This is a genomic window from Streptomyces vietnamensis (genome assembly GCF_000830005.1).
GTDB lineage: Bacteria > Actinomycetota > Actinomycetes > Streptomycetales > Streptomycetaceae > Streptomyces > Streptomyces vietnamensis.
Genome location: NZ_CP010407.1, coordinates 3,512,624 through 3,531,360, shown reverse-complemented (window position 1 = coordinate 3,531,360; position 18,737 = coordinate 3,512,624). Strand labels below are relative to the sequence as shown.

Sequence of the window (18,737 nt, the reverse complement as noted above, 5' to 3'; positions counted from 1 at the left end):
GTGGCCGTCAACCTGGTCAATGTCGAGAACGTCAGCAAGGTGTACGGCACCCGTGCCCTGCTCGACGGGGTCTCGCTCGGCGTCTCCGAAGGGGACCGGATCGGGGTCGTCGGGCGCAACGGCGACGGCAAGACCACCCTCATCCGGATGCTCGCCAAGCTGGAGGAGGCCGACACCGGCCGCGTCACCCACAGCGGCGGGCTGCGGCTCGGGGTGCTCACGCAGCACGACTCCCTCGACCCGAAGGCCACCATCCGGCACGAGGTCATCGGCGTCATGGCCGACCACGAGTGGGCGGGCAGCGCGAAGATCCGCGACGTGCTCACGGGGCTCTTCGGCGGGCTCGACCTGCCGGGGTTCGAGAAGGGCCTCGACACGATCATCGGGCCGCTCTCCGGTGGCGAGCGGCGGCGCATCGCGCTCGCGAAGCTCCTCATCGAGGAGCAGGACCTGATCGTCCTCGACGAGCCCACCAACCACCTCGACGTCGAGGGCATCGCCTGGCTCGCCGGCCACCTCCAGAACCGCCGCTCGGCGCTCGTCTGCGTCACCCACGACCGCTGGTTCCTCGACCAGGTCTGCACCCGCATGTGGGACGTGCAGCGCGGTGACGTGCACGAGTACGAGGGCGGCTACTCCGACTACGTCTTCGCCCGCGCCGAGCGCGAGCGGATCGCCGCCACGGAGGAGGCCAAGCGGCAGAACCTGATGCGCAAGGAGCTGGCCTGGCTGCGGCGCGGCGCCCCCGCCCGTACCTCCAAGCCGCGCTACCGCATCGAGGCCGCGAACGAGCTGATCGCCGACGTGCCGCCGCCGCGCGACACCAGCGAGCTGATGAAGTTCGCCAACGCCCGCCTCGGCAAGACGGTCTTCGACCTGGAGGACGTGAGCATCACCGCCGGCCCCAAGGAGCTGCTCAAGCACCTCACCTGGCAGCTCGGGCCCGGCGACCGCATCGGCCTCGTCGGCGTCAACGGCGCGGGCAAGACCTCACTCCTGCGGGCGCTCGCCGAGGCGGCCGTCAGCCAGGGCGAGAAGCAGCCCGCCGCCGGGAAGATCGTCGTCGGCAAGACCGTCCGGCTCGCCTACCTCTCCCAGGACGTCACCGAGCTCCCCGCCACGCTGCGCGTCCTGGAGGCCGTGCAGCAGATCCGCGACCGGGTCGACCTCGGCAAGGGCCGCGAGATGACCGCCGGGCAGCTGTGCGAGCAGTTCGGGTTCTCGAAGGAGAAGCAGTGGACTCCCGTCGGTGACCTGTCCGGTGGCGAGCGGCGCCGCCTCCAGCTGCTCCGGCTGCTGATGGACGAGCCGAACGTCCTCTTCCTCGACGAGCCCACCAACGACCTCGACATCGAGACCCTGACCCAGCTGGAGGACCTCCTCGACGGCTGGCCGGGCTCCATGGTCGTCATCTCCCACGACCGGTTCTTCATCGAGCGCACCACGGACCGGACGTTCGCGCTGCTCGGCGACAAGACCCTGCGGATGCTGCCGCGCGGCATCGAGGAGTACCTGGAGCGGCGGCAGAAGATGATCGAGGCGTCCCTCCCGACGCCCGCCGCCGCGCCCGCGCAGCAGAAGTCCGGCGTTTCCGCCGCCGACGCCCGCGCCGCCAAGAAGGAGCTGCAGAAGGTCGAGCGGCAGCTCGACAAGCTCTCCGACAAGGAGGCGAAGCTGCACGCGCAGATCGCCGACAACGCCACCGATTTCGAGAAGGTGGCGAAGCTCGACGCGGAGCTCCGGGAACTCGCGGGGGAGCGGGAGGAATTGGAGATGCGTTGGCTGGAGCTGGCCGAGGACGCGTAGCCGCACTTCGCGTCCGCGACGCATAACGAGGGCATCACAGGCCGGTCCTCCCTTGGGTACAAGGGGCGGACCGGTCGCTTTTGCGCCATGCCGTGAGTGGTAGAAAGAAAGCCCGTTCACGTCAAGGGGGAACCGCTGATGACCCAGCCGCCCAGCAACCAGCCGCCGGGGGGCTTCGGAGCCCCCCAGGACCCGAACCAGGCCCCGAACCAGGGTCCGGCCACGCCGCCCGTGCCGCCGCAGGCGCCGCCGGTCCCGCCGCAGGCACCGCAGACCCCGCCCGCGCCGCAGTCCCCGCCGCCTGCCGCGCCCGGCCCGTACGGGCAGGCGCCGCAGCCCGGTTACGGCTACCCGCAGCAGCCGGGGCAGGCGCCGCAGCCCGGTCCGTACGGCCAGCCCGGTCCCTACGGGCAGCCGGCACAGCCGCCCTACGGCTACCCGCAGCAGGGCCAGCCGGGTCAGCCCGGTCCGTACGGTCAGCAGCAGAATCCCTACGGCGGCTACCCCACCCAGCCGATGTACCAGGGCGCCCCCACCCCGCCGCCGGCGCCCGGCGGCGGCGGTCCGTTCAAGGGCCGCACCGGTGTGGTCGCCGGCGTGGCCGCCGCGGCCGTCCTGGTCGCCGCCGTCACGACCTGGGCCGTCGTCGGCGGGGGCGACGACGAGGACCCGGTCGCCAAGCCGACCGCCACGGCCACCTCCACCGCCGCCCCGAAGCCCACCGAGTCGGTGGACCAGGGCGACGGTTCGGGCGACGGCGGCAAGGGCGAGGACGACCTCAACGCGGGCCGCCAGGCCGGCGAGGCGAAGGTCAACTGGCTGCTCAAGAACAACGTCGACCTGCCCCGCAACGGCTCCGACGTCTTCGGCCCGTGGATCGTCGGCGACACCGTCGTCAAGGCGATGTACAAGGGCGTCGACGGCTACGGCCTGAGCGACGGCAAGTCCAAGTGGCACGTCGACCTGCCGTTCGAGCTGTGCGCGGTCCCGCCGGAGCCCGCCGCCGACGGCTCCATGGTCTTCGGGTACGCCGAGAGCGCCAAGGACGGCGCCAAGTGCACCCAGCTCCAGAAGATCGACCTCAAGACCGGCAAGCCCGGCTGGAAGAAGGCCGTCCCGAAGCCCACGGGCTTCTTCGCCTTCTCCGACAACACCCTGGCCATCAGCGGCAACACGGTCACCGCGGCCGGCTCCAGCAGCGCGTACGGCTTCTCGCTCGCCGACGGCCACCAGCTCTTCAAGAGCCCCGACAGCGGCTGCAAGCCCTTCGCCTACGCCGGCGGCAGCAAGCTGATCGCCGCCATGGACTGCCCCTCGGGCAGCACGACGAAGAAGCTCCAGGCGATCGGCCAGGTCGACCCCAACACGGGCAAGCCGAAGTTCACCTTCCAGCTGGAGGCGAACTGGGAGGTCGACAAGGTCTACTCGGTCGACCCGCTGGTCGTCTCGGCCACCCAGCGCGAGCAGAAGAAGTGGTCCATCTTCGCGCTCGACGCGAACGGCAAGCTCCGCTCGCAGATCCAGGGCGGCAACGACAAGTTCGCGCCCTCGTGCGGAGGCGGCCTGGTCATCTTCGGCCGCAACCTCCAGGGCTGCACCGGTGTCGCGGCCGACGCGAACACCTTCTACATGGCCACCGAGACCAGCTACGGCACGGCCAACGAGGTCATCGCCTTCGACCTGAAGACCGGCAAGGCCAAGTGGCGCTCCAAGGCCCCCGGCGAGCAGTCGATGACGCCGCTGCGCATGGAGGGCGGGCAGGTCCTGCTGCACGTCGCCCCGTCGTACGACAAGGGCGGCGCCGTCGCCACCCTCGCCCCGACCGGCGGCGCGCCGAAGATCCTGCTCCAGCACCCGGCCTCGACCGCCGATGTCGAGAGCGACTTCTACGACCCGGGCTTCGCCTACGGCAGCGGCACCTTCGTGGTGGCGGCCGGACGTGTGTCGGCGTCCAACGACAAGGACGAGATGCAGGTCAAGACCATGATGGCCTTCAGCAAGTGAGGTACACGGACCGATGACGCAGCCACCCCCGCCCCCGCCGAACCAACCCCCGGACCCGCAGGGCGGCTTCGGCGCGCCGACGCCCCCGCAGCAGCAGCCGGAGCCCGGTTACGGCTATCCGCAGCAGCCGCCGGCCCAGCCGGAGCCGGGCTACGGCTACCCGCAGCAGCCGCCTCAGCAGCCGTACGGGTACCCCACCGCGCCCCAGCAGCCGCAGCAGCCCCAACAGCCCCCGCAGTACGGCGGCTACCCGCAGCAGCAGCCGGTCCAGCCCCCGTACGGCTACCCGACGCAGCCTCAGCAGCCGCAGTACGGCGGCTACGCCCAGCCCGCCCCGCCCCCGGCACCCGGCGGCGGCAAGAAGCTGTCGGCGCAGCTGCAGATCGTCATCGCGGCGGTCGTCGCCGTCGTCCTGATCATCGGCGTCGGCATCTGGTACGCCAACTCCGGCGGCGGTGACGGCGGCAACGAGGCCAAGGGCTCGGGCGGCACCTCGCAGGGCACCGGCGGTGGCGGGGCCACCGGCGGCAACGGGCTCGGCGGTGGCGGCAAGGAGAAGGTCCCGGCGGACACCAAGGCGAAGATGGCCTACACGGTCGCGGAGCCGAAGGTCGCGGACCTCACCGACGTCTCCGGCTCCTGGCTCACCGACAAGGCGTTCGTGAAGCCGGGCGTGAACTCGCTCGTCGCCTACGACCTGGACAAGCCCACCGTCCTGTGGACGCTGCCGCTGACCGGCCAGGTCTGCGGCGCCTCGCGGCACGTCACCGCCGACAACAAGGCGGCGATCCTCTTCGAGGCCGCCAAGCGCGTGGCGCCCCGCTTCTACCAGAACTGCACCGAGGTCGGCGTGGTCGACCTGAACACCGGCAAGCTGCTGTGGTCCACCTCGGTCACCGGCGGCTCCGCCGGCGACCAGAAGGTCCGGTTCAGCGAGGTCACGCTCAGCGGGGCGACCGTCGCGGCCGGCGGCACCGACGGCGGCGCCGCCTTCGACCTCGCCAACGGCAACCCGCGCTGGAAGCCGCAGCCCAACGACCAGAACTGCTACGACCTGGGTTACGGCGGCGGCGAGGGCCTCGTCGCGGTCCGCAAGTGCGGCTCGTACGACAACCCGAACGTGCTGATCCAGAACCTCAACCCGACCACGGGCGCCCCGCTCTCGCAGTACAAGATGCCGCCCGGCGTGAAGTACGCCTCGGTCGTCTCCACCAAGCCGCTGGTCGTCGCGGCCGACGTCGGCGAGACCGCCGGCGACGGCAGCGGCATCTCGGACTTCTTCTCCATCGACGAGAAGACCGGGAAGCTGAAGGCGAAGATCACGGCGGACGCGGACCAGTACGCGGCCCGCTGCCGTTCGACCAAGGTCGAGGCCTGCTCGCAGGCGCTCGTCGGCAACGGCCGTCTCTACGTGCCGACCGAGGAGCACGAGGGCAGCACCGGCGAGTACGGCAGCGAGACCAACGAGATCATCGCCTTCGACCTGGCCACCGGGCGCACGGTGCCGGAGAAGGCCGACGCCGGCGACGGGTTCACCTCCGTCCCGCTGCGGATGGACGGCGGCAACCTCATCGTCTACAAGGAGCCCCCCTACGACAAGGGCGGCCGGATCGTCTCGGTCGACGGCGGCACGATGAAGGAGACGCTGCTCCTGGAGAACCCGGCGGACAAGACGATCCACAACGCCGAGACCAGCTTCAGCCTCAACGGCGCCGAACTCCTCTACCGGGACGGCCGGTTCTTCATCTCGGAGACCATGGTCAGCAAGCCCCGGGAGTCGAGCTCGACCAACGACATCAAGGAGTACCTGCTGGTCTCCTTCTCGGCCGGGCACTGACGGCCGGTACGACAACGCGCGCGTGGGCCCCTCCGGATCACCGGAGGGGCCCACGCGCGTGTGTGGGTGGTCAGCCCGAGGTGTCAGCCCGAGACGGAGGAGTCGTCGATCGGGTTGGTCGTGATCCTGGAGATGCGGCAGTCGGCCGGGGAGCCGCCCTTCCACTTGCAGGTCTCGACCCAGGCGCGCAGCGGGGTGCCGTTGGTGACCGCGTAGGTCGTGAGGTTGAGGCCCGTTCCGGCGCCGCTCGTGACCATGTGGGTGGTCCACTTGTGGCGGCCCTCGCCCGCGGACTCCGTGATGAGCCGGATGCTGACCGCGTAGCCGTCGGCGTTGGTGTCCTGGACGGACATCATGACCGGGTCCAGGCGGTCGTTCCGCCACTGCCATCCGGCGACGACCTTGGAGAAGGGCGTGGTCAGGTACACCTCGCTCTTGGGGACGGCGGCGTGCGAGGTGCCGGCCGCGGCCGGGATCATCAGGGCTGCCGCGGCGGTGGCCAGGGCGATGGAGCGACGGCGGACGGTCATCTGTTTCCCCTCTTCGACTGTGCGTCGATCATGACAGACCGACCGGCGACCGGTTCTGACGGATCACCAGGTGGAAGCGGGTCGGGGGGACTTGCCGCCGGGCGTCCCCCGGGTGTCCCCGGCCCGCGATGGGGGTGATACGGGGTGGAGGAACGTGTAGTTTGCCGGTTTCAGGCCGCCGGGACATCCGGCCGGCCAGGAGGTAGGGGGGATGACCGGGATGGGCGTACGCCTCGTGGTGGTGGACGACCACCGCCTGCTCGCGGAGGCACTCGCCTCGGCGCTGAAGCTGCGCGGGCACCGGGTGCTCGCGGCGGCCGCGCCGGTGGCGGGGGCCGCGGAGCTGGTGGTGGGCCGGGCGCCGGAGGTCTGCCTCCTCGGCACGGCGGCGCCGGACGCGCCGGGGACCTTCGACCCGGTCGTACGGATCAAGCGGGAGCGGCCGCAGGTGGCCGTCGTGGTGCTCGGCCCGGTGCCCTCGCCGCGGGGGATCGCGGCGGCGTTCGCGGCCGGGGCCTCGGGGTACGTCCGCCACGACGAGCGCATCGAGGGCGTCGAGCGCGCCCTGGTGAAGGCGCGGGCGGGGGAGGCGGCGGTGGCGCCGCAGCTGCTCCAGGGGGCCTTCGCGGAGCTGCTGCACCCTTCGGCGCAGCCGGACGACGAGGCGCAGCGGCTGCTCCGGCTGCTCACGCAGCGGGAGGTGGAGGTCCTGGTGCGGGTCGCGGAGGGCGAGGACACCCGGCTGATCGCGGCGGGCATGGGGATCGCGCCGAGCACGGCGCGGACGCACGTGCAGCGGGTGCTGATGAAGCTGGGGGTCGGTTCGCGCCTTGAGGCGGCGGCCCTGGCGGCCCGTACGGGGCTGCTCGACCGGGCGGTGCCGGGGCAGCGCGGCTCCTTCTGAGGTGACGGCCTGAGGTGACGGCCTGAGTCGACGGCCTGAGGTGACGGCCTGAGGTGACGGCCTGAGGCGACGGCCGAAGCGACGGCCTGAGGTGGTGGTGAAGCCGGGCCCCGGGTGCGGGGCCCGGCTTCACCATTGACTGCGATGTTTGAATGTGATTCTTTATGCGTGGTTCTGTTTGATCCGCCCGGAGGCACCCCGTGAAGAAGACCGTCACCACGCTCGCCGACGGGCGCGAGCTGATCTACTACGACACGCGCGACGACGCCGTCCGCACCGCCGTCGACCCCCGCCCCCTCACCCCCGTCGTCTCCCGCTCCGAGATCCGGTACGACGAGCTCACCGGCGACGACGTCGCCGTCGCCTCGCACCGGCAGGCCCGCACCTACCTCCCGCCGGCCGACGCCTGCCCGCTCTGCCCCGCCCGGGACGGCCGCGAGAGCGAGATCCCCGAGGAGGAGTACGAGGTGGTGGTCTTCGAGAACCGCTTCCCCTCCCTCTCCGGCGGCGTCGGCCGCTGCGAGGTCGTCTGCTTCACCGACGACCACACGGACTCCTTCGCCGACCTCACCGAGGAGCGGGCCCGGCTCGTCCTCGACGCCTGGACCGACCGCACCGCCGCGCTCTCCGCCCTGCCCGGAGTCGAGCAGGTCTACTGCTTCGAGAACCGCGGCCGGGAGATCGGCGTCACGCTGCCCCACGCGCACGGCCAGATCTACGCCTTCCCGTACGTCACGCCCCGCACGGCCGCCATGCGCCGCCGCGCCGACGAGCACCGGGCGGCGACCGGACGGAACCTCTTCGACGACGTCGTCGCCCGCGAGAAGGCCGACGCCGAGCGGGTGGTCCTGGAGACCGAGCACTGGATCGCCTTCGTGCCGTACGCCGCCCACTGGCCGTACGAGGTCCACCTCCACCCCAAGAACCGGGTGCCCGACCTGCTCGCCCTCGACGAGGCGGCCCGCACAGAGTTCGCACAGGTCTACCTGGAACTCTTGAGGCGCTTCGACCGGATCTTCGGCCCGGACGAGCCGCCGACGCCCTACATCGCCGCCTGGCACCAGGCGCCCTTCACGGACGAGCGGCGCGAGGACTTCGGACTGCACCTGGAGCTTTTCACCGTCCGACGGGCCTCTGGCAAGCTGAAGTTCCTCGCGGGCACCGAGTCCGGCATGGGCGCTTTCATGAACGACATCCGGCCCGAGGACGCGGCCCGACGACTCCGAGAGGTGGCAAGCGCATGACGCGGAAGTATCTGGTGACGGGAGGGGCCGGGTACGTGGGCAGCGTGGTCGCCGCCCACCTCCTGGAGCGGGGCCACCGGGTCACCGTCCTCGACGACCTCTCCACCGGCTTCGCCGAAGCCGTCCCCGAGGGCGCTGAGTTCGTCGAGGGCCGCATCCAGGACGCCGCGCGGTGGCTCGACGGCTCCTACGACGGCGTCCTGCACTTCGCCGCCTGCTCCCAGGTCGGCGAATCGGTCGCCAAGCCCGAGAAGTACTGGGAGAACAACGTCGGCGGCACCATGGCCCTGCTCGCCGCCATGCGCGCCGCCGGGGTCCGCAGGCTGGTCTTCTCGTCCACCGCCGCCACCTACGGCGAGCCGGAGACCGTGCCGATCACCGAGACCGCGCCGACCGCGCCCACCAGCCCGTACGGGGCGAGCAAGCTGGCCGTCGACCACATGATCGGCGGGGAGTGCGCCGCCCACGGCCTGGCCGCCGTCTCGCTGCGCTACTTCAACGTCGCCGGGGCGTACGGCGCGCTCGGCGAGCGGCACGAGCCCGAGTCCCACCTGATCCCGCTCGTCCTGCAGGTCGCCCTCGGCCGGCGCGAGGCGATCTCCGTGTACGGCGAGGACTACCCGACCCCGGACGGCACCTGCGTCCGCGACTACATCCACGTCGCCGACCTCGCCGAGGCCCACCTCCTGGCCCTCGACGCGATGACCGACGGCGCCGTGCCGGCCGGCGAGCACCTGGTCTGCAACCTCGGCAACGGCAACGGCTTCTCCGTCCGCGAGGTCGTCGAGACCGTGCGCAAGGTCACCGGCCACCCGATCCCGGAGACCACCGCCGAGCGCCGTCCCGGCGACCCGGCCGTCCTGGTCGCCTCCGCCGAGGCCGCCCGCGAGCGGCTCGGCTGGACGCCGTCCCGCCCGGACCTGGCCGATGTCGTCGCCGACGCCTGGGCGTTCGCCCGACAGCAGGAAGGACCGCGGCCATGACGTCGACGAGTGTCGCCGCCGACTTCGAGGCGCTGTACGGCGCCGCGCCCGACGGCCTCTGGGCCGCCCCCGGGCGGGTCAACCTCATCGGGGAGTACACCGACTTCAACGACGGCTTCGTGCTGCCGCTCGCGCTGCCGCACACCACCGTCGCCGCCGTCTCCCGCCGCGAGGACGGCGTCCTGCGCCTGCACTCCGCCGATGTCGACGGCGGGATCGTCCAGTTGGAGGTCGACGCCCTGGAGCCGCTCTCCGGCGGCGGCTGGGCGGCCTACCCGGCCGGGGTCGTCTGGGCGCTGCGGGAGGCCGGTCACCCGGTCGCCGGGGCCGACGTCCACCTCGCCTCGACCGTTCCGACCGGCGCCGGGCTCTCCTCCTCGGCGTCCCTGGAGGTCGTCACCGCGCTCGCACTGAACGACCTGTTCGGGCTCGGGCTCTCCCGTCCCGAGCTCGCCCGGCTCGCCCAGCGCGCCGAGAACGCCTTCGTCGGCGTGCCCTGCGGCGTCATGGACCAGATGGCCTCCGCCTGCGCGGAGGAGGGCCACGCGCTCCATCTGGACACCCGGGACCTCTCGTACCGTCAGGTCCCCTTCGACCTGGCGCGCGAGGGGCTCCAGCTGCTCGTCGTCGACACCCGCGTGAAGCACGCGCTCGGGGACGGCGCGTACGCCGAGCGGCGCGCCGGGTGTGAAGCGGGTGCGCGGGCGCTCGGCGTCACCACCCTGCGCGAAGTGAGCGCCGCGCATCCGCCCGAAGCGCTCGCACGTTTGAACGACGAGACGATTCTGCGGTACGTGCGGCACGTCGTCTCCGACAACGCCCGGGTCGAGCGGACCATCGCGCTGCTCGACGCCGGCGCCACCCGGGCCGTCGGCCCGGTCCTCACCGAGGGCCACGCCTCCCTCCGGGACGATCTGCGGGTCTCCTGCCCCGAGCTGGACCTGGTCGTCGAGGCGGCGAACGCGGCGGGGGCGCTCGGCGCCCGGATGACCGGCGGCGGCTTCGGCGGCTCGGCCGTCGTCCTCGTCGACGCCGAGCGGGCGGAGGCGGTGTCCGCCGCCGTCGGGAAGGCCTTCGCCGAGGCCGGGTACACGGCCCCCGGGATCTTCCCGGTGGTCCCGGCGGCGGGCGCGCGCCGCCTCTGAACGACCCTCCCGGACCACCGCTCGCGTTCCCACGACTTCGGACAGTTCCGCGAATCGGCCCCCGCCGTGGCGCCCCGCCCCTACTCTGTTGGGCAGCGCCGGTGGGGGCCGGTGCTGTTCAGGGGGCGAGACCCGTCGGGTACGGCGCCAGAAGCGGGGTAGCAGTCAACGCACGGCGGCGGCCGTGCGTCCGGCGGACCCGCCTCCGGCGCCGTACCCGCGTCGGTCCGTTCCTCGACACTTGGGAGTGTCCGTGGCACGCATCCGCGTCCTGGTGGTGGACGACCACCGCATCTTCGCCGAATCGCTGGCCGCCGCCCTCGCGGCGGAGCCCGATGTCGACGTCGCCGCCGCCGGCAGCGGCCCGGCGGCCCTGCGCTGCCTGGAGCGCGGCGCGGCGGAGGGCCGCAGGTTCGACGTGCTGCTCGTCGACGCCGAGCTGGGCGCGGGGCCCGCCGGGCCGGCCATGGCGCGCGCGGTGCCCGAGGACGGGGAGGGCTCCGTGGACGGGATCTCGCTGGTCACGGGCGTACGACGGCTGCAGCCCGCGCTCCGTACGGTCGTCCTCGCGGAGAAGGACGACCCGCGTCGGGCCGCGCTCGCACTCCAGGCCGGGGCCTCCGGCTGGGTCGCGAAGGACTGCTCGCTGCAGCGGCTCCTCGCCGTCGTACGGGGCGTGCTGCGGGACGAGACGCATCTGCCGCCCGCGCTGCTCACCGGGGTCCTGCGGGAGCTGACGGCGGCCCGCAAGCACCGGACGGACAGCGAGCGGCTCGTGGAGTCGCTGACCCCGCGCGAGCGGGAGGTGCTGCGCTGCATGGTCGCGGGCCTGGGGCGCAAGGCGGTCGCCGAGCGCCTCTTCCTCTCCCCGCACACCGTCCGTACGCACATGCAGAACGTGCTCGGGAAGCTGGGCGTGCACTCGACGCTCGCGGCGGTGGCGCTGGCCCGCCGGGCGGGCGTGGGCCCCGCGGAGCCGGTGCTACCCGGGGATGTTGTCGAACGGGGCGGTCAGCCGGCGTAGCAGCGAGGCCAGTTCGCCGCGCTGGGCGCCGGAGAGCTGGGCCAGGATCGCGCGCTCCTGGGCGAGGAGTCCGGCGAGCGCCTCGTCGGCGCGGTCGCGGCCCTCGGGGGTGAGCCGGACCAGGACCCCGCGCCGGTCGCTGGGATCGGGGAGCCGCTCGACGAGGCCCTTCTTGGTGAGCCGGTCGATGCGGTTGGTCATGGTGCCCGAGGTGACCAGGGTCTGGGTGAGGAGCTGGCCGGGGGAGAGCTGGTACGGGGCTCCGGCGCGGCGCAGCGAGGTGAGGACGTCGAACTCCCAGGGCTCCAGCTGGTGCTCGGAGAAGGCGAGTCGACGGGCGCGGTCGAGGTGGCGGGCGAGCCGCGAGACACGGCTGAGCACCTCGAGCGGTTCCACGTCGAGGTCGGGGCGCTCGCGGCGCCATGCTGCGACCAGTCGGTCGACCTCGTCCTCCATGTCGATCAGTGTAGAGGGTCTGTTGACATAAAGTCTCTTGTGTTCGAGTTTCTCGATATCAAGTATCTTGGTTTCGAGATATATTTTCCTGGACTATGGGGAAGGGACCCCGCCGGAACTCGTTCCGCTTCGGCAACTCGTGCCAGCAAGGGGGCTTCGAACATGCATTCCGTGGAAACCGCCGCACCGACCTGGGATCCGCAGCAGTACCTCCGTCACTCCGGCCACCGCACCCGCCCGTTCCTCGACCTGCTCGCCCGAATACCGCGGCTGCCCGCCCAGGACAGGCCCGCCCGCATCGCCGACCTCGGCTGCGGACCCGGCAACGTGACGGCCCTCCTCGCCGACCGGTGGACCGACGCCCACATCACCGGCTTCGACCTCTCGCCCGAGATGCTGGAACGCGCCGAGAAGGACTGGGCGGGCACCACCCGCGGCGGCGGCTGGCTCGACTTCCGCCCCGCCGACGCCGCCCACTGGACCCCCGACGAGCCCTACGACCTGATCGTCTCCAACGCCGCCCTCCAGTGGGTCCCCAACCACCCCGAGTCCTTCGCCGTCTGGATCGACGGCCTCCGCCCCGGCGGCACCCTCGCCTTCCAGGTCCCCGGCAACTTCACCTCGCCCAGCCACGCCCTGCTCGGCGAACTCTGCGAGACCCCCGAGTGGCGGGCCCGCCTCGGCGACCAGGGCCGCCGCTTCGTCCACATCCTCGACACCGCCGACTACCTCACCCGCCTCACCGACCTCGGCTGCGAGACGGACGTCTGGGAGACCACGTACTGCCAGCTGCTCCAGGGCGAGGACCCCGTCCTCGACTGGGTCAAGGGCACCGCGCTGCGGCCCGTCCTCACCACCCTGGCCGACGACCAGGAGGCGATCGACGCCTTCCTCGCCCAGTACCGCGCGCTCCTCCGCGAGGCCTACCCACCCGGCCCGCACGGCACCGTCTTCCCCTTCCGCCGCATCTTCGCCGTCGCCCGCAAGAAGCCCTGAAGGGCGTGAACGCGGGGACGCCCCGCACCGGATGATCCGGTGCGGGGCGCCCGCAGGGTCGAACCCGCAGGTCACTGGACGGTGTTGTAACCGCCCCAGCCCGAGCCGAGCTTGACCCGCGTGCCGAACTTGGCCGGCGCGGTGTTCAGGTAGCGGTAGAGGTCGCCGCCCGAGGTGATGCCCAGGAGGTCGGCCTTGCCGTCGGCGTTGAGGTCGCCGGGGGCGACCAGCTTGGAGTAGGTGTTCCAGCCGGTGCCGATCTTCACGCGCGTCTTGAACGGCGTGGTCGCGACGCCCGTGCCCGGGTACAGGTACAGGTCGCCGCCCGTGGTGCGGGCGATCAGGTCGGTGCGGCCGTCGCCCGTGTAGTCACCCGCGCCGACGAGCTTGTTGTACGTGCCCCAGCCGCTGCCGACCTTGATGCGGGTCGCGAGCGCGGTGCCGGTGCCGTTGCCCTTGTACAGGTACAGGTAGCCGGAGCGGTCGCGGGCCAGCAGGTCGCCCTTGCCGTCGCCGGACAGGTCACCGGCGCCGATGATCGCGTTGTAGACGCCCCAGCCGCTGCCGAAGTCGTGGTCGTCGATCCACATGTCGCCGTCGAGCTGGATGGCGATGTCGGACATGGCGTCGGGGTTGAGCGAGGACAGGTGGATCGGGTTCAGACCCGACCACATGCCCTCGTCGCCCATCGCGATGCGCGGGTCCAGCTTGCCGGTGGTGCTGTTGTAGTACCAGTACATCGTGCCGCCGACGGTGGTCGCGATGATCCCTTCCTTGCCCGTGTACGGGTTGTTGCCGGCGCCCGCGAACTGCTGGATGCCCACCCAGTCGCCGGCCGCGCCCATCTGCTGGCGCGGGGCCAGGGTGCCGGTGCCGGTGCCCGGGTAGTAGAACAGCGTGCCCGCGTTGTCCCGGGCGAGGACCTCACCGTCGCCGGCGGGCAGGATCTGGTTGTAGCCGCCCCAGCCGCCGCCGATGGACTTGCGGGCGCCGAACGGCGCGGTGGTGCTGCCGGTGCCGGCGTAGAACCACAGGGTGCCGGCGGTGTCACGGGCGTACAGGTCGGCCTTGCCGTCGCCGGTGGCGTCGCCGACGCCGACGAGCTGGTCGTAGACGCCCCAGCCGCTGCCGACACTGATCCGGGAGCCGAGCGGCGCGGACAGGTTGCCGGTGGCCAGGTACAGGTACAGCTGGCCGTCCTTGGTGCGGGCGAGCACGTCGGCGCGGCCGTCCGCGTTCACGTCACCGGGCGAGGTGATCTTGTTGTAGATCTGCCAGCCGGTGCCCACCACGGACTTGGACGCGGTGCCGGTCTCGGCGGCGTCGCGGAACAGGGTGAGCGTGCCGTTCTCGGAGAGGACGAGCACCTCGGGGGCGGTCGAGGTGCCGCCCTGCTGGCCGATCGGGATGATGTCCTTGGCGACGTCGAAGTCACGGCCGATGTCGAAGACGTCGCCACCACCGCTGGACGTGCTCGTGAAGAGCAGCCCCTCCGTCGTGCGGAAGATGATGTCCTCGATGCCGTCGCCGTCCAGGTCGGACAGCGGCAGGGAGGTGGCGTCGGCCGCGGCGGTGCCGGCCCGGTCCGCCTTCGGCAGCACCAGCTTCGGCGGCGTGAAGGAGGGCGCCTCCTTCTGGATCGACGGGACGGGAGCCGGGGTGTCGGCGGACGCGGGGCCCGCGAGGAGCATGCCGGCGGAGAGGGCGAGAGCGGTGCACGCGGCGACGCGGCGCGCACGCTTGGAGCGCTGGAACAGCAAGAGATCCCCCCAGGGACCTAGAGGTTCGACGGAACCAAACAGGGGGGCTCGCACAGCATCGAACGGCGTCAGCGCAGGCCAGTGGGCACGTGGAGACGACCTCGTTCGAAGGTCGGAACACCCCCCCCGGATGTTGGACACGAGTGTACTCACGCGCGCTCCTGGCGCCAGTGATCTCCGGATGAACGACGGGCGCCCCGCACCGGACTCCGAGTCCGGTACGGGGCGCCCTCGGGTCCCGGGGTGTCAGGACACGCTGTTGTAGATGCTCCAGCCCGAGCCGAGGCCGGTCCGGAGGGAGAACTTGGCGGGGGCGGTGTTCAGGTAGCGGTAGAGGTCGCCGCCGGAGGTGATGCCGAGCAGGTCGGCCTTGCCGTCGGTGTCGAGGTCGCCGGGGGCGACGATCTTGGTGTACGCGTTCCAGCCGCTGCCGATGAACCTGCGGGTTCCGAACGGCGTGGCCTCGACGCCCGTGCCCGGGTACAGGTACAGGTCGCCGCCGGAGGTGCGGGCCAGCAGGTCCGTGCGGCCGTCGCCCGTGTAGTCACCCGCGCCGACGAGCTTGTTGTACCCGCCCCAGCCGCTGCCGACCTTGATGCGGGAGGAGAGCGCCGTGCCGGCGCCGTTGCCCTTGTACAGGTACAGGTTGCCGGAGGTGTCGCGGGCAAGCAGGTCGCCCTTGCCGTCGCCGGACAGGTCGCCCGGGCCGACGATCGCGTTGTAGACGCCCCAGCCGCTGCCGATGCGGTTGTTCGCGATGTAGAGGACGCCCTGGTAGACCTCCGAGATGTCGGACGAGGCGTCCATGTCCATCGAGGACAGGTGCGTGAAGTCGGCCCCCGCCCAGCCGCCCGTGTCACCGACCTGGCTGCGGGTGCCCAGCTTGCCGCCGGTGACGCCGTACCAGAACATCGTCCCGGCCTTGTCCCGCGCCAGGACGCCTTCCTTGTTGCCCAGGACCGGGTTGTTGCCCGCCCCGCCGAACTGCGGGACCTCGGCCCAGCCGCCCGTGTCGCTCACCTGCACGCGGGTCCCGAGGGTGCCGTCGCCCTTGCCGGTGTAGTACCAGAGCGTGCCCTTGACGTCGCGGGCGATCAGCTCGCCGTTGCCGTCGCCGTTGTCGTCGCCGACGGGGAAGATCTGGTTGTAGACCCCCCAGCCGCCGCCGATGGACTTGCGGGTGGCGAAGGGCTTGGACTTGTCGCCCGTACCGGCGTAGAACCACAGGGTGCCGGAGCTGTCGCGGCCCAGCAGGTCCGCCCAGCCGTCCCCGTTGTCGTCGCCGATGCCGAGGAGCTGGTCGTAGGCGTTCCAGCCAGGGCCGAGCTTCACCCGCGCGGAGAACGGCGCGGTGCGGTTGCCGGTCGCGTAGTACAGCCACAGGTTGCCGTCGTGGTCGCGGGCGACCAGGTCCGCGCGGCCGTCGTCGTTCACGTCACCGGGCGCGACGAGCTTGTTGTAGATGCCCCAGCCGTAGCCCTGCCAGACCCGCGAACCGCCCGTGGGCGTGGCGTCCGCGTACAGGCTCAGCGTGCCCGTCTGCGACAGCGTGAGGACCTCGGGACCGCTGGCGTTCCCGTCCTGGTTGCCGATCGGGACGACGTCCTTCGGGGGCTGCGCCGCGAAGGACCCGAACTGGCCGCCCTGGACCGAGGTCGGGGCGGTGTAGACGTTGCCGTCCCAGCCGCGGTAGATCAGGTCGCCGCTGCCGTCGCCGTCGAAGTCCGACAGCTGCGGAGAGGCACCGACACCGGTGGCCGCGGCGGCGCCCGCACGGGCCGCGCCGGCCCCCGGACGGGTCAGCGACGGCGGGGTGAAGTCGGCCGGCTTCTCGACGGCCGGGTGCGGGGCCGGAGTGCCGGTGGAGGCGGAGGCCGGGCCCGCGAGGAGCATGCCGGCGGAGAGGACGAGCGCGGTGCAGGCGGCGAGCCGACGCGCGCGCGTGGAGTGCGGGAAAGACAAGAGATCCCCCCCAGGGAATCAGAGGTGCGACGGAACCGGACGGGGGCTCGCACAGCAGGGAACGGCGTCGGCGCGGCCGGCGGTGGCGGCCGCGCGGAGACGACCTCGTTCACAGGTCGGGAGCACCCCTCGTCGGATGCTGGACGGGAGTCTACTCACGCGCGCGGACGCCCCGCACCGGAGTTCCGGTACGGGGCGCCCGAGGCCACGTCAATGCAGGTCAGTACAGGTCAGTACAGGTTGGCGTAGGTCTGGAAGCCGTAGCCGATCTTCACCCGCGGGGTGATGGCGGCGTTCGTGCCCGTGCCCAGGTACCGGTACAGGTCGCCCGCCGCGGTCACCCCGAGCAGGTCGGCCTTGCCGTCGCCGTTCAGGTCGCCCGGCGCCACCAGCTTGGTGTACGTGCCCCAGCCCGTGCCGATCCGCACGCGCCCGGCGAACGGAGCGGTCTTGGAGCCGGTGCCCTTGTACAGGTACAGGTTGCCGGAGCCGTCACGGACCACGACGTCCGCACGCCCGTCGCCCGAGAAGTCACCCGCGCCGAGGATCCGGTTGTACCCGCCCCAGCCGCTGCCGACCTTGATCCGGGAGGCGAAGCCCGTGCCCGAGCCGTTGCCCTGGTACAGCCACAGGACACCGGCGCTGTCGCGGGCCAGCAGGTCGGACTTGCCGTCACCGGACAGGTCGCCCGGCCCGGCGAGCAGGTTGTAGATCTGCCAGCCGCCGCCGAGGTCACGCTCGCGGTTGTAGAGGTGGCCCTGGTAGATCTCCAGAAGGTCCGCGTACGGGCCCCCGTCCAGCGCGGAGACGAACGACAGGTTCGCGCCGGCCCAGCCGCCGGTGCTGCCCTGCTGCTCGCGCGCGGTCAGCTTGCCGTTGTTCTCGCCGCCGTACCAGAACAGGGTCCCGGCCTTGTCGCGGGCGAGGAACGCGGTCTTGCCGGCGGCCGGGATGTTGCCCGCCCCGCCGAACTGGTCCACGTTGAGCCAGCTGCCGGTGAGCTTCACCCGCGTCTCGAACGTGCCGTTGCCGCGCCCGTTGTAGCCCCACAGGGCACCGCTCTGGTCACGCGCGAGCAGATCGGCCCGGCCGTCGGCGTTGACGTCGTCGGCGGCGACGATCTGGTTGTAGATGTTCCAGCCGCCGCCGAGCTCCTTGCGGGGCTTGAACGGCGCGGCCGTGGAGCCGGTGCTGCCGTAGAAGTACACCTTGCCGGCCGTGTCGCGGGTGAGAAGGTCGCCCTTCCCGTCGCCGTCGTTGTCGCCGAGACCGACGAGCTGGTCGTACGCGCCCCAGCCCGAACCCACCTTCACCCGGCCGGCGAACGGCGCCGTCGCGTTGCCGGTCCACCGGTAGAAGTACAGCTCGCCGTTGTACTGCCGGGCCAGCAGGTCCGCCTTGCCGTCACCGTCGACGTCACCGGGCGAGAACACCTTGTTGTAGATGTTCCAGCCGCTGCCCGACCAGGCGAACGATCCCGTGGTCGAGGTCGCGTCCACGTACAGCTGGAGCGAACCGGTCGCGGTGAGCGACAGCACCTCGGGCTTGCCGTTCCCGGTCTGGTCGCCGAGCGGAACGAGATCGAGGTCCAGGACCGTGCCGCTGGTGTCGAACACGGTCGGAGCCGTCCCCGAGGACGGTGCGACGTACGTCCAGCCGTTCCACTTGCGGTGGATCAGGTCGGTCTTGCCGTCGCCGTCCACGTCGAAACGCGGCGCCACGACGGCCGTCGCCTCGGCCGCGCGGGCCGTATCGGCCGTGCCGGCCAGCGGCGACAGGTCGAGGTTCGCCGGCGCCGAGTCGCCGCGCTGCGGCTCCACGACGGGCCGCGGCGGCCGCGGCGCCGAGTCGGCCACGGCGGGAGACGCAAGCAGCATGCCGGCGGAGAGGGCGAGCGCGGTGCAGGTGGTGACACGACGGGCACGCCCGGAGAAAGCGGAACGCAAAAGATCCCCCCCTGGGGAACGTACGGGAGGGCGGACACCCCCCCAGATGTGAGGGAGGAGTGTATCCATGCGCGGAAGTGGGGAGTCCAGTCGGTTTCCCCACTCCGTCAGCTCGCGCGGCCCGGCGCGCCGCCGACCCG

General features: G+C 72.0%; 13 protein-coding genes and 1 pseudogene. 9 read left to right on the top strand and 5 right to left on the bottom strand.

Translation table 11 applies throughout. The features are described 5' to 3' along the window. The 3 genes from SVTN_RS15560 to SVTN_RS15550 all read left to right on the top strand — a co-directional run bounded on the left by SVTN_RS15560 (position 1) and on the right by SVTN_RS15550 (position 5,647). On the top strand, positions 1–1,806 hold the full coding sequence (locus SVTN_RS15560) for an ABC-F family ATP-binding cassette domain-containing protein (RefSeq protein WP_041129641.1): 1,806 nt from the start codon (positions 1–3) through the stop codon (positions 1,804–1,806). Between the two features lie 138 nt (positions 1,807–1,944). Further along, positions 1,945–3,810 (top strand): outer membrane protein assembly factor BamB family protein, encoded by a 1,866-nt coding sequence (locus tag SVTN_RS15555; RefSeq protein ID WP_041129640.1) that lies wholly within the window; start codon positions 1,945–1,947, stop codon positions 3,808–3,810. 13 nt (positions 3,811–3,823) lie between these two features. Further along, positions 3,824–5,647, top strand: a complete 1,824-nt coding sequence (locus SVTN_RS15550; RefSeq protein WP_041129639.1) for an outer membrane protein assembly factor BamB family protein — start codon at positions 3,824–3,826, stop codon at positions 5,645–5,647. Positions 5,648–5,730: 83 nt separating this feature from the next. On the opposite strand, the gene SVTN_RS15545 is transcribed toward SVTN_RS15550, so the two are convergent. After that, on the bottom strand, positions 5,731–6,177 hold the full coding sequence (locus tag SVTN_RS15545) for a hypothetical protein (RefSeq protein WP_041129638.1): 447 nt from the start codon (positions 6,175–6,177) through the stop codon (positions 5,731–5,733). A gap of 220 nt (positions 6,178–6,397) precedes the next feature. Between SVTN_RS15545 and SVTN_RS15540 the strand changes: the two genes are divergently transcribed. The 5 genes from SVTN_RS15540 to SVTN_RS15520 all read left to right on the top strand — a co-directional run bounded on the left by SVTN_RS15540 (position 6,398) and on the right by SVTN_RS15520 (position 11,477). Then, a complete protein-coding gene (locus tag SVTN_RS15540; protein WP_041133922.1) occupies positions 6,398–7,081 on the top strand; it encodes a helix-turn-helix transcriptional regulator in 684 nt (227 codons plus the stop codon). 200 nt (positions 7,082–7,281) lie between these two features. Next, entirely contained in the window at positions 7,282–8,325 is a 1,044-nt protein-coding gene (gene galT / locus SVTN_RS15535; RefSeq protein ID WP_041129637.1) for a galactose-1-phosphate uridylyltransferase, read from the top strand. Further along, the gene (galE, locus tag SVTN_RS15530) at positions 8,322–9,308 is read left to right on the top strand and encodes a UDP-glucose 4-epimerase GalE (RefSeq protein WP_041129636.1); all 987 of its coding nucleotides are present in this window, start codon (positions 8,322–8,324) and stop codon (positions 9,306–9,308) included. The genes galT and galE overlap by 4 nt, the downstream gene beginning before the upstream one ends. After that, positions 9,305–10,453, top strand: a complete 1,149-nt coding sequence (gene galK, locus SVTN_RS15525) for a galactokinase (RefSeq protein ID WP_041129635.1) — start codon at positions 9,305–9,307, stop codon at positions 10,451–10,453. The genes galE and galK overlap by 4 nt, the downstream gene beginning before the upstream one ends. 253 nt (positions 10,454–10,706) lie before the next feature. After that, positions 10,707–11,477, top strand: coding sequence for a LuxR C-terminal-related transcriptional regulator (locus SVTN_RS15520; RefSeq protein ID WP_041133921.1), 771 nt, complete (start codon positions 10,707–10,709; stop codon positions 11,475–11,477). Here SVTN_RS15520 and SVTN_RS15515 read toward each other — a convergent pair. Beyond that, a complete protein-coding gene (locus tag SVTN_RS15515) occupies positions 11,436–11,933 on the bottom strand; it encodes a MarR family winged helix-turn-helix transcriptional regulator (protein WP_041129634.1) in 498 nt (165 codons plus the stop codon). The two genes, SVTN_RS15520 and SVTN_RS15515, sit on opposite strands and share 42 nt — an antisense overlap. A gap of 162 nt (positions 11,934–12,095) precedes the next feature. Here SVTN_RS15515 and SVTN_RS15510 point away from each other — a divergent pair, with 162 nt between their 5' ends. Next, entirely contained in the window at positions 12,096–12,929 is an 834-nt protein-coding gene (locus SVTN_RS15510; RefSeq protein ID WP_041129633.1) for a trans-aconitate 2-methyltransferase, read from the top strand. A 242-nt stretch (positions 12,930–13,171) separates the two neighbouring features. Here the strand turns inward: SVTN_RS15510 and SVTN_RS15505 are convergent. From SVTN_RS15505 to SVTN_RS15495, 3 genes and pseudogenes are all read right to left on the bottom strand, one after another. Then, a pseudogene (locus tag SVTN_RS15505) lies at positions 13,172–14,620 on the bottom strand (FG-GAP-like repeat-containing protein); the annotation flags it as partial. A 315-nt stretch (positions 14,621–14,935) separates the two neighbouring features. Next, positions 14,936–16,651 carry an FG-GAP-like repeat-containing protein gene (locus SVTN_RS15500; RefSeq protein ID WP_041129631.1) on the bottom strand — a complete coding sequence of 572 codons (1,716 nt, stop codon included), beginning with the start codon at positions 16,649–16,651 and terminating at the stop codon, positions 14,936–14,938. 230 nt (positions 16,652–16,881) lie between these two features. Continuing rightward, positions 16,882–18,597 (bottom strand): FG-GAP repeat domain-containing protein, encoded by a 1,716-nt coding sequence (locus SVTN_RS15495; RefSeq protein WP_041129630.1) that lies wholly within the window; start codon positions 18,595–18,597, stop codon positions 16,882–16,884. Positions 18,598–18,737 lie beyond the last annotated feature (140 nt).